Raw genomic sequence first — 14,750 nt, 5'->3', positions numbered from 1 at the left:
CTGATTTTTTGGCGCCATTTCCCTGCGCCATGGGCCTATGTCACGCCCGTTTTCCCCGCTTCCATGCGGCAATCACCGGCTTGCGCCGCTATTCGGCCGCGGGAGAGCACATCTGGTACGCCCCTTGCGAGGCAGGGGTAGGCATCAATCAGCAGCAGGCTACCTAGCTCGCCTCAGAGCCAAATGCCGTGAAGGAGTGGATATGGATAAACAGACACTAGACGCCTTACAAAACGAACCGGCCTGTCGCCACAATCAGGGAGGCAAGAGTGGCTGTGCCCGCGCCAAGCCAGGGGCCACCCAGGGGGGGTGTTTCTTCGATGGCGCGCGCAATGCCCTGCTGCCCATTGCCGATGTGGCTCATCTGGTTCATGGCCCCATCAGCTGTGCCGGAAGCTCCTGGGACAGTCGCGGCTCCCGCTCGTCTGGCCCGCTTCTCTATCGCCAGGGCTTCACCACGGATCTGTGCGATATCGACATCATAATGGGACGCGGTGAGGAGCGACTCTTCTTCGCCATAGGCCAGATAGTGGCGCACTACCAACCCGCCGCCGTCTTCATCTACACCACCTGCATCCCCGCCCTGCATGGGGATGATGTGGCCGCCGTAGCCCGCGCCGCCGAGCAGCGCTGGGGCACCCCCGTCATCGCCATCGATTGTGCCGGCTACTATGGCAGCAAGAATCTGGGCAATCGCCAGGGAGGCGAAGTGCTGCTCAATCAGGTGATTGGCCGCCGGGAGCCTGAGCCCTGTCGTTGGACGCCACCCGGCGTCACTCAGGTGCATGACATCGGCATCATTGGTGAGTGGAATGTGGGGGGCGAGTACTGGCAGTTGTTACCCCTGCTCGACGAGCTGGGGTTGCGGGTGCTGGCGACTGTGAGCGGTGATGGGCGCTTTGCGCGGATCCAGACCCTGCACCGGGCCGAGGCCAATCTGCTCATCTGCAGTAAGGCGCTGCTCAATGTGGCGCGCGGGCTGCAGAGCCGTTATGGCACCCCCTATGTGGAGGGGAGCTATTACGGCATGCACAATACCTCCAACGTACTGCGCGCCTTGGCTGGGCTGCTGGCAGATGAGGATCTCCAACAGCGTACCGAGCAGTTAGTGCAGCGCGAAGAGCAGGCACTCCAGCAGGAGCTGGCCCCCACCCTGCCCCTGTTGCAGGGCAAGCGGGTACTCATCTTCAGCGGGGGGTTCAAATCCTGGTCCCTGGTGGCCGCCATGCAGGAGTTGGGGCTGACCGTTGTGGCCACAGGCACCGAAAAATCCACCGAAGAGGATAAGGCCCGGATCCAGGAGTTGATGGGCGAGGCCGCCATTACCCTGGCGGATAACGATCAGCAGGCCATCATAGCGGCCTTCAGCCATTACCAGGCCGATATTCTCATCGCCGGGGATCGCTACATCTACCCCAGTCTCAAGTCCTGCATCCCCTTTTTGGATGTGGACCATGTGCGCCCCCTCGCCTATGCCGGCTACGCTGGCATGCGCGAGCTGGCCTTTCAATTGAGCCGAGCCTTGGCCAACCCGATCTGGCGCCTGGTCCAGGAGCCCGCCCCCTGGGAGCCCAAGCTCCCCGTCCTGGCGCCCGCATCAGACATGAGCCAAGTTGCCTAGAGGAGAAGAAGATGGCCCGTTTGCTTCCATACCATAACCCCTTGAGTATCAACCCGCTGAAGGTAGGTCAGTCTATCGGTGCCTCCCTGGCCTTTCTTGGTCTGGCCGACTGTATGCCACTACAACATGGCGCCCGGGGTTGCACCGCCTTTAACAAGCTCTTCTTCATGCGTCACTTTCGCGACCCCATACCGCTGCAAACCACCGCCATGGAGCTGACGACCGTGGTAATGGGGGCCGATGCCAATGTGGTGGAGGCTCTGCTGACCCTGTGTGAGCGCTACCAGCCTGCGGTGATCGGTCTCTCCACCACGGGCCTCACCGCCACCCAGGGGGCCTCTTTGCAGCACTCGCTTCATCGCTTCCGCCAGGAGTACCCCGAATATGCCCAGATCAGCATCATTCCGGTCGAAACCTGCGATAGCCAGGGGGGGCTGGAAGCGGGGTATGCCCTGGCCCTGCAAGCAATACTGCAGCAGTTGCTGCCCGCCGCCGAGCCGGTGGCCATGGATCCACGCCAGCTCAATGTGCTGATCTCGCCGCTCTTTACCCCAGCCGACGGCGAAGCCCTGCGGGAGTGGATTGAGAGTTTTGGCCTGACGCCTATCATGCTGCCGGATATTAGCCGCTCGCTAGATGGCCACCTACCCCAGCAGGGCTACCAGCCCCTAACCCAAGGCGGCACCACACGCCAGGAGATCGCCCTCATGCGCCGCAGCTGCGCCACCCTGGTGTTGGGTGCCAGCCTGCAGGGGGTCGCCGACTGGCTCAATCAGCAGACCGGCATCCCCGACCACCGTTTTGCCGGTTTGCATGATCTGCAGCAGTGTGATCGCCTGAACCAACTGCTCAGTCGCCTTTCGGGCCAAGCCGTCCCCATCAAACAGCAGCGCCAACGCCGCCAACTGCTGGATGCCATGCTCGATTGCCAATTTCGGCTCGGGGTCTCCCGCATTGCCCTGGCGGCCGAGTGTGATCTGTTGCTGGCGTTGGCGCCCGCCCTAGCGCAAGTGGGGGCTGAGCTGGTCAGTGCCGTCATTCCCACGGCCCCGCCAACGCTGGATCTGACCGCTACCCGCCAAGCCATAGCCCAACTGCCTTGTCCTGAGCTGAGGATCGGCGATCTGGATCTGCTGGCCAGCCAGGCCCGCACCCATCAGGCGGATCTGCTGATCAGCAACTCCCATGCCCTTGAGCTCGCTGATGAGCTGGGTATCGGGCTACTCCCGGCCGGTTATCCCTTACATCGCCATGCTGGGGCTCAGGCACGCCAATGGATAGGTTACTCAGGCTGCCGCCAGTTGCTCTATGACCTGGATAACCTGCTGGCGCGCCATCAGCGCCTACAGACCCCCTATCACTCCCGTTTCTGGCCCGAGCCAGAGACAAGCTTCCAGCCATTACCTGCCTCACAAGGAGAGCGTGTATGTTGAAAATTGCATTTGCCAGTATGGATGGCAACCAGGTGGATCAACACTTCGGGGCCAGTGAACAGTTGATGATCTACTCGGTTCGACCTGGCGAGGCAGATCTGCTGCAGATAGGCCACTTTGAGCAAGCCACCATGAAGGGGGAACACAAAGATAAAGCCCTGGGCCATGAAACCGAGTCGAACCCACTAGAGCCCAGCACAGAGCCTGAGCCAGCCGAGCTGATGAGTGAAGACAAGGTGATCGCCAAGATAGAGTTTATCGGCGAGTGTGCGGCCGTCTATGCCGCCTCCATCGGCACCTCCTCCATCCGTCGCCTGATGCAGGCTGGGATCCAACCCGTGATTGTCGACTATGGCCACGAGGTGGTGGACTTGCTCAATGAGGTGAGTTTTGCCCTGGTCCAGGGCGGCCTCTCCTGGGTCGATCGCGCCAAGGCCAAACAGAAATCACCCGACCGTTTCGATGAGATGGGGCGCCGAGAGTGGCACACGAACCAAGGGGCGGCAACGCCACTACATGCCCTGCTGACCGAGCTTCCCGACTAACCATTAGCTTCACACTGCTGCGAGTTTGGCACCCTTAGCGCTCTTGAGCACGGGGTGCCTTTTTTCGTCTTACCGGCTTTGGCCGCTGGCTCGTCTTGCAACTGGCCCCTCGTTTCCCCGGTTGCTATACAGCGCTTATTACCCAGAGGAACAATTGGCCCGGCTTTGTACTTCCAGGAACGGCCAAACGAAGCAAAAACGGCACATAACGACAGTTTATCTATATAAAACAGCAGGTTAAAAACATGGCACACGCATTGCGTTACTGAATATGGAAACTAATTCCATATCAACAGGAGGTTTATCGTGGCTATTCGTCAATGTGCCATTTATGGCAAGGGTGGGATCGGCAAGTCGACCACCACTCAAAATCTGGTTGCGGCCCTGGCCGAGATGGGTAAAAAGGTAATGATCATCGGTTGCGATCCCAAGGCTGATTCCACTCGCCTGATCCTGCACTCCAAAGCCCAAACCACCGTCATGCATCTGGCCGCGGAAGCCGGCTCGGTGGACGATCTGGAACTCGAACAGGTCATGCAGGTGGGTTACGGCGATGTACGTTGTGTCGAGTCAGGTGGTCCTGAGCCAGGAGTCGGTTGCGCCGGTCGTGGCGTGATCACCGCCATCAACTTCCTGGAAGAGGAAGGTGCCTATGCTCCCGAGCTCGATTTCGTCTTCTACGATGTACTGGGTGACGTGGTCTGTGGTGGCTTCGCCATGCCCATCCGTGAAAACAAGGCTCAGGAGATCTACATAGTCTGCTCTGGCGAAATGATGGCCATGTTTGCCGCCAACAACATCTCCAAGGGGATAGTGAAATACGCCAAGTCCGGTAGTGTGCGCCTGGCGGGTCTGATCTGTAACTCACGTCAAACCGATCGGGAAGATGAACTCATCATAGCCCTAGCCGATAAGCTGGGTACCCAGATGATCCACTTCGTCCCCCGTGACAACATGGTGCAGCATGCCGAGATCCGCCGCATGACCGTCATCGAATACAATCCCAAGTGCACCCAAGCCGATGAATATCGCTCCCTGGCCCGCAAGGTGGTAGACAACAAGATGTTTGTCATCCCCACCCCACTGGAGATGGAAGAGCTCGAAGAGTTGCTGATGGAATTTGGCATCATGGAAAAAGAGGATGAATCCATCATAGGCCAGACCGCTGAGGCGACCGCATAACCCGTTCGGGTTCGTTTGTCTTGTGGTGACAGTTGACGCTTACACCCAAGCACTCTACCCAGCAAAAGCCGGAGCCCAGCTCCGGCTTTTGCTTTCTGATCCAGGTAAAGCAAAAACCCCGGCACTAGGGCCGGGGTTTTGTTTTATGGTGCGGAAGGAGAGACTCGAACTCTCATGCCTAAGCGCCAGAACCTAAATCTGGTGCGTCTACCAATTTCGCCACTTCCGCTAAGAGGGCTTGGTTTTCATCATCTTACATTAAGACAACGCCAACCTGGTAATGATGGGGTGGCTGATGGGGCTCGAACCCACGACAACAGGAATCACAATCCTGGACTCTACCAACTGAGCTACAGCCACCACTGAGTTTTATAACTATTACCGCATGGATAGTCAGTAACAGTATGGTACGCCCTACAGGAATCGAACCTGTGACCCACGGCTTAGAAGGCCGTTGCTCTATCCGACTGAGCTAAGGGCGCATTGCCTTGGGAAGCGTGGTCGGTGATAGAGGATTCGAACCTCTGACCCTCTGGTCCCAAACCAGATGCGCTACCAGACTGCGCTAATCACCGACATGTGTCTAGACGTACCGACAACGGGGCCGAATATTACCTATATGCCCCTGTAGCGTCAAACACTTTTTCCCATCAATGATTCAGTCGCTCACTTCTTATTCGCCCTGCCGACCCCACCCATTTTTCGCCGTGAGCCGGGCTAACGATCCAAGAAAAAAAATGCGACAATGCGCGCCACGACTACGCAAGGTGAGAAGGAAGCATGTCAGCCAAGATTATCGATGGGAAAACGATTGCCCAGTCTGTTCGGACGGAAGTCGCCACCAAGGTTCAGGAACGCATCGCCAAGGGATTGCGTGCTCCCGGCCTGGCCGTTGTGCTGGTAGGTGAAGATGCCGCATCACAGGTGTATGTGGGGAGCAAGCGACGCGCTTGTGAAGAGGTGGGTTTTATCTCCCGCTCCTACGACCTGCCGATCGATACCGATCAAACCACCTTGCTGACCCTTATTGATGAGCTCAATAGCGATGCCAGTGTAGATGGCATTCTGGTGCAGCTCCCCTTGCCTGGTCATATCGATTCGACTCAGGTGATTGAACGCATCCGCCCTGACAAGGATGTGGATGGTTTTCACCCCTACAACGTCGGTCGCCTGGCTCAACGCATTCCGGCACTGCGCCCCTGCACCCCCAAAGGGATCATGACCCTGATCCAGCATACCGGTGTCGATACCTATGGCCTCAACGCCGTAATAGTCGGTGCCTCCAATATCGTTGGTCGCCCCATGACCCTGGAACTGCTGCTGGCTGGCTGCACCACCATCACCACCCACAGATTCACCAAGGATCTGGAATCCTTCGTGCGCCAGGCCGACCTCTTGGTCGTGGCCGTCGGCAAACCGGAATTTATCCCGGGTGAGTGGATCAAACCGGGCGCCATCGTCATCGATGTGGGTATCAACCGCCTGGCGGATGGGCGTCTGGTGGGCGATGTGGCCTATGCAGTCGCAGCCGAGCGCGCCAGCTTTATCACCCCTGTGCCGGGTGGCGTAGGTCCCATGACGGTCGCCAGCCTGATTGAAAATACCCTGGAAGCCTGCGAGCAGTACCATAGCTGATCAGCGCCAGGTTGCCGAATACATAGAGGGCTGTCTTGGACAGCCCTCTGTTTTTTTATTCAAGCCTCTACGCCATTACCCTTGGCCATTTAGCGGCTTATGACCCTGATCCAGGTGCAACACGGCTACCAGATCGTTTGGATCGACCCGATAGGCCTGACCAAACCCTTTCACATAGAGTCCCTGCTCGGGCTTAAAACAGAAGAGGCTGAAATCGGCCATCTTGGTCAAGTTGCTGATGATCTCCCCATGACGCTGCTGCAGCGCCGCTGTTCCCTCCAGCCACTGTACGCAATCGCGCTCGACCAGCTGGACGGCTGCATCAAAGGTTAGACGTTGCCGGGCATAGATCTGGCGGCAGCTAGCCTCATCTTCGATCAGCATAAGGGAGACCCTGGGTATCTGCTTGAGATTGCGGGCATGGCGCGCAATATCGGAAATCAGCACATAGTAGCCCCCATCACCCAGCGCGAACGGCGCATAGCTGACGTTGGGTGTCCCTTCACTATCCCGGGTAGCCAGCACCAGAGTTTGGCACTGATCGCGGAATGCCTGGATCTCCGGCTCAAGACGTTGTTGCAAGCGCTGTTGTTTATCCTGCACGATTTTTTCTCCTCGATAGATGGCGGCTTAGTTCACGGGTAAGGCATCATGCTGGCGCCAGGCCAGGAAGCGTTGCTGCTGCTCGGGCAGAAGGCGGCGCTTCTCGTCGCGGCCCAAGTAGACCTTGAAGGCAGAGCGCCCTTCCGAGGCGATGAAGACAAAGGCGTGACTCTCGGTGCCCATGAAGGGTTTGCTCAACAAAGCGATATGCGCGATGTCGTCCAGCTTGAGGTGGCCATGCAGCCCCTCATCCCCCAGCAGATTGTAATAACCGCGCGCCACGCGACCGGATGGCATGGGCCCCTTGAATTCGAAGATAGAGCCACACGACTCAACTATGGTGGTCAGCTTGCCCCAACTGGCCAGTTGCGTCAGCAGTGCCTCGCTCTGACTACCTGGCCACAGCGTCACCATCTCGTTAGGCAGGGCACGGATCACCTCCCCCTCTGTGATGCCCAGCGCCTGAGCCATCGCCAGTGTGTTCTGTGCAGGATCGTTTGCCAGCAGATCGCTGACCGCCTGATTATTAATGCGGGACATGTTGCTTCTCCATGGAGTGAGTATGGGCGGGTTGAAAATGGGCAGGCGGCATGTGAGCCGCTTGCGGTGGACTCAGCGCCATCAGGGCCGCCTGAGCCAGATTGACGTTCCAGAAACGGCCAGCCAGCGTCAGCTCGGCCTTGTTGCCTTGCAGGGTCAGTAGCCCTCGCTCCTGCCAGGCCTGTAGTAAGGGCGTCAGTGTGGTAAACAGCTCCGGCTGTCCCCCCGCCTGCCAGAGACGAGCGTCGAGCCGCCCCTTGTCGAACGCCGACTTGAGTAAACCATCGCGCTGATAGTGAGGGGATGCCGCCATCATCATGGCCACAGGCCACTGACCAGACTCGCAGGCCGATTGGTAGGGCTCCAGTTCTCGATGCTGCATCACCGAGATGCCCTGGATCGAGCCACCGGCTCCGGCCCCCAACGGCAGCACATCGGCACTGCTCTTGGCCAGGGCGTTGTAGCAGCTGCGCTCGCGAGGGTCGCGCGCCCAATGGCACGAGCTCAACCGGGTCAAACCGGCCTGCTCGAGGGCGGTAGCGCCATAACCATAGAGACGAGCCTTGAGTGGGGTGTCCGCCGGAGGCGGCTGCTTGCCCTGCTCCACCAGTCGCGCCATGGGCGTCCCTTGCATCTCGATGAGCTGATAGAGATCGACACCGTGAGCTCCCGAATCGAGAAAATCGGCGATATCACGCTGCCAGCAGGCCTCATCCTGATAGGGCAAACCAAACAGCAGATCGAGTATGATGGGCGCCTCATCCCCCCGGGTCAGCTCACTGAGCCGCTGCAAAACCTGTTCGCGCTCATCGAGTCGTTTGGCCGCTCGACGCACCTTGCTATCAAAACTCTGGACCCCAAATGAGAAACGGTTGAAGCCCCCCTCAAGCGCCGCCTGATACTTCTCCTCATCAAAACCATTCAAACGCCCTTCGAGGGTCAGCTCACAATCATGACTAAGCGGAAATAAGCGCCGCAGGCGATGGCCCAATTCGCGGATCTGGGGCGCCGTCATGTCGGTCGGCGTGCCACCACCTATATAGACGGCATCAAAGGGTGCAGCTTGTACCCAAGGCATCGCCGCCTTGGCCTCCATCTCACGCCACAACTGCTGCAGATAGTTCTCGATCCAGGCCGGACTAGCGGCATACTGAAAAAATGAGCAGAAGGTGCAACGCACCCGACAAAACGGAATGTGCAAGTAAAGACAGCGGGCCCGCCCCGGCTCTGGCTCGCCGCGGAGCAAGCCACTGAACATCGCCTGCTGCTGCACCGGATCCAGGATCGGACGACCGCCACGACCCGCATGGGCGCTCTTTTTACCGGAAAAGGCAAACTGCAACGGATCCGGTGTCAAACGCCCAAGAATTGAGTCGTCAAAACGTGAAATATCCATAGTGATTTGGCCCCGATATCGGGGCCTTTCCCCCTTATCAGAACTGGTAGGCGACGGACAACTTGCCGTTACGGCCTGGCGCATAGAGCTGGTTGAATGCAGGCATGTAGAACTGATCGGTCAGGTTGTCGAGAGCCAGATTGACGCGCCAGTTCTGCCAACCGTTCTGCTTGGGCTGCCAGCGCATGGCCAGATCGACCAGGGTATAGCCGTCGTAGCTGGCCACGTCATTGCTCGCCGGAACCCGATCCTGCTGGCCATAGTGGGAAACACGAGCCCCCACAGTGACCTGATCCATCCACAGTCCTTGGTTCACACCAAACACCCACTTATCAGCCGGAATGCCGGAGAGGGCTTCGCCCGTGGTCTTGTTGGTGCCGCGGGTCTGACCATAACCCAGGTTCGCCGTCAGACTCTGCCACCCATATTCCGCCGCCAGCTCATAACCGCGAAGCTGAGCTTGGGAGACGTTGTTGTAGCGGGTCTCGAAGATCATGTTGCGGAAGTCGTTGATCACCTGCTGTTCGATAAAGTTGTCGACATCGTTATCAAACCAGCTGGCATTCAGAGCCAGTCGATCCTCACTGAGCACATTCTCAAAGGCCAGGCGAGCCGAAAGCTCCTTGTTCTTGGCGGTTTCCGCCTTCAGATCCGGATTGGGTTGGAAGGTGTTGCACATCGTCGGCCCCATGCAGAAATGGGTTCCCGAGGTGTAGAGCTCTTCACTGGTTGGCGCCCGGAACGCCTCATCATAACGAGCCCCCAGGGTCAGCCAGCGCGTTGCGGTCCAAGCCAAACCAACGGATGGTGACCAGTTATCATCGGTACGGGCCGAACCGGCTTGCTGCTTATCTTCGGTATGGAACTGGTCAAAGCGGATACCCGGCGTCAGAGTCCAGTCGGTGAGGAACGGCAACTCATACTGGGCAAAGGCACCCCAGACTCGAGAACGACCATCGGAGGGGATCGGTCGGTTGGCCCCTTCGCGGCTGCCATCTGTCTTGTCGACATAGAGGTCAACCCCGGTCAACAGGTTGCCAATCGGCAACTCGGCGCGGTTGTTGGCATTGAGGCCAACAGTCTGGAAGTTGACCTCGTCCTGTTGCGCCTTGACGATGCGATACTCATCGAAGTTGGTCTTGTTGTAGTAGGTCGTCACCCGGCTGTCGATCAGCGGGTTCTCGGGTGTGTAGTGATAATCCAGAGTGGCATTGAAATCCTTGGTCTGTTGCTCGACCAAAGGAACCGAGGAGCTCACATTCTCACTCGGGTTGCTCGGTGCATTCTGGTTAGATTCGCTATGACGCAGGGATAGCTCGAGGCGTTGTGCATCATCCGGGTTCCAGCCGAACTTGCCCGCGGCCCCTTGCTGACGGGCCGCCGAGTCTTGCAACGATTCCCCATTACCCAGACGAATATTGTTGCTGTCGTTGTAATAACCATTCAGCAACCAATCGCCCTCCTTGCCATCGGTGCGCCCATAGACGGCGCCGCTGGTCAGGGACTTGTCATCGGCGGAGTGATAGCCCTGTTTGACGTAACCGCCCAGATCCTGATCGGCTTTCAACAGATCATTGGCGCCTCGCGTACGAGTCGAGACAACACCGCCCAAAGCCCCACTGCCCCACAGGGAGCTGGATGGTCCCTTGACCACATCAACCTGCTGCACCAGCTCAGGGTCGATAAAGTAGGTGCCACGATGGCCCGAGCGGGTGTTCTGCCGTACCCCATCGACAACCTGCAACACGCGATCCCCGCTCAGACCACGGATCACCGGATCTTGTGCGCCGGGGCGACTGCCGCCGATATTCTCGATGTTGCTCTCGTATTTGAGACTTTCGACGACAGAGTCGACTTGGCGAGTCTCGATCTCTTCACGTTTTACGAGCGCAACCTGGCGTTGCTGCTGTTCGACCGGCTTGTTGTCTCGTGTTGCCGAGACAGTGACGAGCTCCAGCGTATGTGATTCCTCTTCGGCAGCTTGGACTTGCGCCGCAGAGGTGAGTACGGCACAAACCGCCATAGCCACTTTGGATATATCGTTCACTTTTGACTCCTTTCCCATGATTCTTAGCTGAAACCGGCGAAAAGAGTAAAACGACAAGGGCGCCAATGCAAACGATTCTCATTTGCTGTTGATTGGAATTTTAAGTAGTATGCCTCCCAGAACAGTGACGTATGGACTCGACCTAGCGACAGAGTCCGAGGAGGAGACCCTCAATGCGCAAACTCATAATCTGGCTTTCGGCTATCACCTCAATAGGGGTCCACTTCGGGCTCCTGACCCTGTTATACCAAGCCCAGGCTATGCCCAAACAACCACAGCCAGCCCCAGCAAACACCCTATCGGTCACATTCACCGAGGGCAGCATGCCTGTTGCTGCCACACCACTGCCGCAGCCGCCGCAAGCCAAACCCGCCCTCATGGCAAACCAACCGCATGTCGCGAAAAAGCCTACGGCACAACCCACTGCAGCCAAGGCAAGCCAAACAGCTAAGGCAACCCGTGTTCAGGCGACTAAGGCGCATGCTGAGGCCCGCCGTCCCAACCCAGCTAAGTTTCATGACCACTCGGCACCCAAAGCCTTCAACTCAGCGTCACCCCAAACGCGGCTCTCTGCCGGGGACACCCAAGCGACGGGAGCAAGCGACAAGCCACCAAAGAGTACGGCTCGGCCAGAAGACGCGGTACCGGCTAGCTACCCACCCCGCTATCGCGGCCCCCAACCAGCCCCAGACTATCCACGGATGGCTCGGCGACGCGGTCTGGAAGGCTCCTGCCTCATAGAGGTGCTCATGGATACCCGGGGAGATGTCATCACCCTGGCACTCAAACAGAGTACGGGTCATTCCGTGCTGGATCAGGCCGCACTGGCTGCGGTTAAGAGCTGGAAATTTATCGCCCCATCCGGCATGACCGGAGCCAGTAAGGCCCTGGTGCCTGTCCGTTTTAATCTGACCTGACCTGTCAGCGTCACGGCTCACCCCAGGGCTGGCCATGCCAGCCACTATTCCCCAACTGATGGAGATATCATGAAAAGATCACTTATCGCGCTGCTGACTCTGCTCCCCCTGCTGCCTCTGCAGGCAAAAACGTCAGACTCACAGCCGCGTATCATCAGCGCCGGTGCTGGTATCACAGAACTGGTTCTCAAACTCGGCAGTGGCGACCAGCTAGTCGCCGTCGACTCCAGCAGCCGATTACCGCAAGGCATGACGCTGCCCGTGGTCGGTTATCATAGGCAGTTGGCCAGTGAGGGGCTGCTGTCGCTCAAACCAAGCCTGCTGGTTGGTAGCGATGAGATGGGGCCTGATACCACGCTGCAGCAATTGCAACAGGCTGGGGTAAAGGTCGAGCGACTCTCAAGCCGTGCCGATGTGGCAACGTTGCAGCAGAACATCGATACCCTGGGCGCACTGCTGGGCAAGTCCGCGGCCGCCACCGAACTCAAAGAGAGTATCGATACCCAAATCACCAGGTTGCAGCAGGGAGCCAAGGAGCTCAGCAAACCACCCCGCCTCCTCTACCTGATGACCCATCCGGGTCGGCCGGCCATGGTGGCCGGTGGCAATACGGCGGCCTCCACCTTGATCACCTTAGCTGGCGGTGAAAATCCGGCGGCCAGCCTGAGTAACTACCAGCAACTCAACCTGGAATCGCTCTTGGCCATGAAGCCAGATGGCATACTGGTCAGCCAACGCAGCCTGCAACAGGATCCGAAACTGCTGGAACATGCCCTGCCACAGATAGTCAACCATCCCGATCTGCAACAACTACCGCTCTATCCGGTCTCGGGGCAGGCATTGATTGCCGGGCTCAACCTCAGCACATTGCAGGCGGCCCAGACGCTGCAGCAGCAACTGCTCCCAACCAGCCAGGAGCACTAAACCGATGCGACTTCCCACGCACTGGTCGCTCTCGCTACTAGGTGGGCCACTGCTACTGCTAACCCTGCTGTCACTGCTCTGCGGCGCTATGCCGTTGACCATTAACGACATCTGGCTGACGCTCTGGGGTCAGGGCGACCCGACCCATCAACTGGTGCTTTGGCAGATCCGTCTGCCTCGCAGCTTGATGGCCATGGCCGTGGGTGCCCTACTGGCCCTAAGTGGTGCCGTGCTCCAGGGGCTGTTCCGCAATCCGCTGGCCGATCCTGGCATCATAGGGGTCAGCGGGGGTGCCGCCCTCGGCGCCGGGCTGGCAATCGTGCTGCTTCCGACCCTCACCCTGCCCTGGTTGACATTAGGCTCCACTACGCTGCTGGCGTTTATCGGTGGCATGCTGACCACACTGCTGGTCTACCGTCTTGGTCGCAGCAGCCTGGGCACCTCCATGCTCATGATGCTGCTGGCTGGCGTTGCCGTCGGAGCCATTGCCTTCTCTGTGCTGGGACTACTCAACTATGTGGCAGACGATGAACAGCTGCGGGATCTTTCACTGTGGCAGATGGGCTCCATCGCGGGGGCCAACTGGCCGCGTGTCATGCTCTCTACCCTGATGGCAGGGCTCTTCTGGGGCTGGTGTCAGCAGCAAGCTGGCGCGCTCAATGCCCTGCTGCTGGGTGAGGCCGAGGCGCGCCATCTGGGGGTGAATGTGGAGCGGCTCAAGCGTTACGCCATCTTTATGTGCGCACTGGCCGTCGGTATCGCTGTTGCATCCGCCGGCATGATTGGCTTTGTTGGTCTGATGGTGCCGCATCTGGTGCGTCTGATGAGTGGCCCCGATTACCGCAAGCTACTGCCGTTGTCGGCACTCGGGGGCGCGCTACTGCTGCTGTTGGCCGATCTGTTGGCGCGGCAACTGGCCCCGCCTGCCGAGGTGCCAGTCGGGCTCATTACTGCGCTGCTAGGTGCCCCCTTCTTCTTATGGTTGCTGCAACAACAGCGTGGAGGAAGTCGATGAATGCCCTGACCATTACCGATCTGACACTGCAACTCGGAGTTCGCTCTTTGTTTGACCGCTTTGCCTTGTCATTGCGAACCGGCGAGCTCACCGTCTTGCTCGGCCCCAATGGCTGTGGCAAATCGACCCTGTTAAGAGCCATCACAGGCGAGATAGCCACTCAAGCCAAAATCTCTCTGTTTGGCACGCCACGAACTCGCTGGCCCGCGCAACAATTGGCTCAGCGTCTGGTGGTGCTGCCCCAGAGCTCCACCTTGAGCTTCGATTTTCTCGCCCGCGAGGTGGTCGAGTTAGGTCGCCTGCCCTGGCGAACCGACCCGGCCACCCACCGGGAGCGAGTCGAGCGCTGCATGCGAGAACTGGATGTCTGGGAGCTGCGGGATGCCCCCTATCTGCAACTCTCGGGGGGCGAGCGGCAACGCCTTCACTTTGCCCGGATCCTGACCCAGATCGACCCCTCACAGCCAGGCATTCTGTTGCTGGACGAGCCGACGTCGGCGCTCGACCCTGGCCACCAGCACCAAAGCCTGCAATTGGCTCAAGCTCAGGCTCGGGCTGGTCACGCCGTGCTGATAGTGCTGCATGATCTGAACCTGGCTTCCCGCTATGCCGATCGCGTGCTGTTGATGCAACAGGGGCAACTGCTGGCCGATGGCTCCCCTCGCGACACCATGACGGCCCCGCTGCTGCATAGGCTGTACGGGGTTGGCCCCGAGCTGTGGCATCATCCGCTGGATGGCCGACCACTGGTGGTCTGACCCCCTATTAGTCTGACCCTGGCCTAGAAACAACAACGCCCTCAGAGGAGGGCGTTGTTGTAATGGGGTTTGAGCGGCTGACCTCATGGCTTCTTAAGCCAGCAGAGCGCCTGTGGCCACCAGAGCGGCTGAGG

General features: G+C 58.9%; 13 protein-coding genes and 4 tRNA genes. 9 read left to right on the top strand and 8 right to left on the bottom strand.

Annotated features, from left to right (window positions below):
• Nucleotides 1-202 precede the first annotated feature (202 nt).
• The 4 genes from nifE (at nucleotide 203) to nifH (ending at nucleotide 4,781) form a co-directional block, all read left to right on the top strand.
• Nucleotides 203-1,621, top strand: coding sequence for a nitrogenase iron-molybdenum cofactor biosynthesis protein NifE (nifE, locus tag ACZYTD_RS09045; protein WP_463891408.1), 1,419 nt, complete (start codon nucleotides 203-205; stop codon nucleotides 1,619-1,621).
• A gap of 11 nt (nucleotides 1,622-1,632) precedes the next feature.
• Nucleotides 1,633-3,054, top strand: a complete 1,422-nt coding sequence (nifN, locus tag ACZYTD_RS09040) for a nitrogenase iron-molybdenum cofactor biosynthesis protein NifN (protein ID WP_463891406.1) — start codon at nucleotides 1,633-1,635, stop codon at nucleotides 3,052-3,054.
• A complete protein-coding gene (locus tag ACZYTD_RS09035; RefSeq protein ID WP_463891405.1) occupies nucleotides 3,048-3,599 on the top strand; it encodes a NifB/NifX family molybdenum-iron cluster-binding protein in 552 nt (183 codons plus the stop codon). The genes nifN and ACZYTD_RS09035 overlap by 7 nt, the downstream gene beginning before the upstream one ends.
• 306 nt (nucleotides 3,600-3,905) lie before the next feature.
• On the top strand, nucleotides 3,906-4,781 hold the full coding sequence (gene nifH / locus ACZYTD_RS09030; protein ID WP_463891404.1) for a nitrogenase iron protein: 876 nt from the start codon (nucleotides 3,906-3,908) through the stop codon (nucleotides 4,779-4,781).
• A gap of 146 nt (nucleotides 4,782-4,927) precedes the next feature.
• Here the strand turns inward: nifH and ACZYTD_RS09025 are convergent.
• The 4 genes from ACZYTD_RS09025 to ACZYTD_RS09010 all read right to left on the bottom strand — a co-directional run bounded on the left by ACZYTD_RS09025 (nucleotide 4,928) and on the right by ACZYTD_RS09010 (nucleotide 5,356).
• Nucleotides 4,928-5,010 (bottom strand) — tRNA-Leu (locus ACZYTD_RS09025).
• Between the two features lie 55 nt (nucleotides 5,011-5,065).
• Nucleotides 5,066-5,141: transfer RNA gene (locus tag ACZYTD_RS09020), tRNA-His, on the bottom strand.
• Nucleotides 5,142-5,186: 45 nt separating this feature from the next.
• Nucleotides 5,187-5,263 (bottom strand) — tRNA-Arg (locus ACZYTD_RS09015).
• Between the two features lie 16 nt (nucleotides 5,264-5,279).
• Nucleotides 5,280-5,356, bottom strand: a tRNA-Pro gene (locus ACZYTD_RS09010).
• A gap of 205 nt (nucleotides 5,357-5,561) precedes the next feature.
• Here ACZYTD_RS09010 and folD point away from each other — a divergent pair.
• On the top strand, nucleotides 5,562-6,416 hold the full coding sequence (gene folD / locus ACZYTD_RS09005) for a bifunctional methylenetetrahydrofolate dehydrogenase/methenyltetrahydrofolate cyclohydrolase FolD (protein ID WP_463891402.1): 855 nt from the start codon (nucleotides 5,562-5,564) through the stop codon (nucleotides 6,414-6,416).
• A gap of 75 nt (nucleotides 6,417-6,491) precedes the next feature.
• On the opposite strand, the gene hutZ is transcribed toward folD, so the two are convergent.
• From hutZ to ACZYTD_RS08985, 4 genes are read right to left on the bottom strand one after another with little or no spacing between them, the layout of a single operon-like run.
• Nucleotides 6,492-7,019, bottom strand: coding sequence for a heme utilization protein HutZ (gene hutZ / locus ACZYTD_RS09000; RefSeq protein ID WP_463891400.1), 528 nt, complete (start codon nucleotides 7,017-7,019; stop codon nucleotides 6,492-6,494).
• A gap of 27 nt (nucleotides 7,020-7,046) precedes the next feature.
• On the bottom strand, nucleotides 7,047-7,559 hold the full coding sequence (gene hutX / locus ACZYTD_RS08995) for a heme utilization cystosolic carrier protein HutX (RefSeq protein WP_463891399.1): 513 nt from the start codon (nucleotides 7,557-7,559) through the stop codon (nucleotides 7,047-7,049).
• The gene (gene hutW, locus ACZYTD_RS08990) at nucleotides 7,546-8,955 is read right to left on the bottom strand and encodes a heme anaerobic degradation radical SAM methyltransferase ChuW/HutW (RefSeq protein WP_463891397.1); all 1,410 of its coding nucleotides are present in this window, start codon (nucleotides 8,953-8,955) and stop codon (nucleotides 7,546-7,548) included. The genes hutX and hutW overlap by 14 nt, the downstream gene beginning before the upstream one ends.
• A 37-nt stretch (nucleotides 8,956-8,992) precedes the next feature.
• Nucleotides 8,993-11,002, bottom strand: coding sequence for a TonB-dependent hemoglobin/transferrin/lactoferrin family receptor (locus ACZYTD_RS08985; protein WP_463891395.1), 2,010 nt, complete (start codon nucleotides 11,000-11,002; stop codon nucleotides 8,993-8,995).
• Nucleotides 11,003-11,175: 173 nt separating this feature from the next.
• On the opposite strand from ACZYTD_RS08985, the gene ACZYTD_RS08980 reads away from it, so the two are divergent.
• From ACZYTD_RS08980 to ACZYTD_RS08965, 4 genes are all read left to right on the top strand, one after another.
• A complete protein-coding gene (locus ACZYTD_RS08980) occupies nucleotides 11,176-11,919 on the top strand; it encodes an energy transducer TonB (RefSeq protein ID WP_463891394.1) in 744 nt (247 codons plus the stop codon).
• Nucleotides 11,920-11,988: 69 nt separating this feature from the next.
• Nucleotides 11,989-12,843, top strand: a complete 855-nt coding sequence (locus ACZYTD_RS08975) for a heme/hemin ABC transporter substrate-binding protein (RefSeq protein WP_463891392.1) — start codon at nucleotides 11,989-11,991, stop codon at nucleotides 12,841-12,843.
• Nucleotides 12,844-12,847: 4 nt separating this feature from the next.
• Nucleotides 12,848-13,858 carry a FecCD family ABC transporter permease gene (locus ACZYTD_RS08970; protein WP_463891390.1) on the top strand — a complete coding sequence of 337 codons (1,011 nt, stop codon included), beginning with the start codon at nucleotides 12,848-12,850 and terminating at the stop codon, nucleotides 13,856-13,858.
• Nucleotides 13,855-14,616, top strand: coding sequence for a heme ABC transporter ATP-binding protein (locus tag ACZYTD_RS08965; RefSeq protein WP_463891388.1), 762 nt, complete (start codon nucleotides 13,855-13,857; stop codon nucleotides 14,614-14,616). Before ACZYTD_RS08970 ends, ACZYTD_RS08965 begins: the two co-directional genes overlap by 4 nt.
• The last annotated feature ends 134 nt before the right edge of the window (nucleotides 14,617-14,750 follow it).

This window comes from Pseudaeromonas sp. HNCC25DJ180, from assembly GCF_055413345.1.
Note: the sequence above shows the minus strand (reverse complement) of the source record. Positions and strands in the feature narration are given on the sequence as shown.

Bases quoted from the DNA above. Each gene is read 5' to 3' on its own strand.
- nifE (WP_463891408.1), top strand. From the start codon at position 203: ATGGATAAACAGACACTAGACGCCTTACAAAACGAACCGGCCTGTCGC.
- nifN (WP_463891406.1), top strand. From the start codon at position 1,633: ATGGCCCGTTTGCTTCCATACCATAACCCCTTGAGTATCAACCCGCTG.
- ACZYTD_RS09035 (WP_463891405.1), top strand. From the start codon at position 3,048: ATGTTGAAAATTGCATTTGCCAGTATGGATGGCAACCAGGTGGATCAA.
- folD (WP_463891402.1), top strand. From the start codon at position 5,562: ATGTCAGCCAAGATTATCGATGGGAAAACGATTGCCCAGTCTGTTCGG.
- hutX (WP_463891399.1), bottom strand. From the start codon at position 7,559: ATGTCCCGCATTAATAATCAGGCGGTCAGCGATCTGCTGGCAAACGAT.
- hutW (WP_463891397.1), bottom strand. From the start codon at position 8,955: ATGGATATTTCACGTTTTGACGACTCAATTCTTGGGCGTTTGACACCG.
- ACZYTD_RS08980 (WP_463891394.1), top strand. From the start codon at position 11,176: ATGCGCAAACTCATAATCTGGCTTTCGGCTATCACCTCAATAGGGGTC.
- ACZYTD_RS08975 (WP_463891392.1), top strand. From the start codon at position 11,989: ATGAAAAGATCACTTATCGCGCTGCTGACTCTGCTCCCCCTGCTGCCT.
- ACZYTD_RS08970 (WP_463891390.1), top strand. From the start codon at position 12,848: ATGCGACTTCCCACGCACTGGTCGCTCTCGCTACTAGGTGGGCCACTG.
- ACZYTD_RS08965 (WP_463891388.1), top strand. From the start codon at position 13,855: ATGAATGCCCTGACCATTACCGATCTGACACTGCAACTCGGAGTTCGC.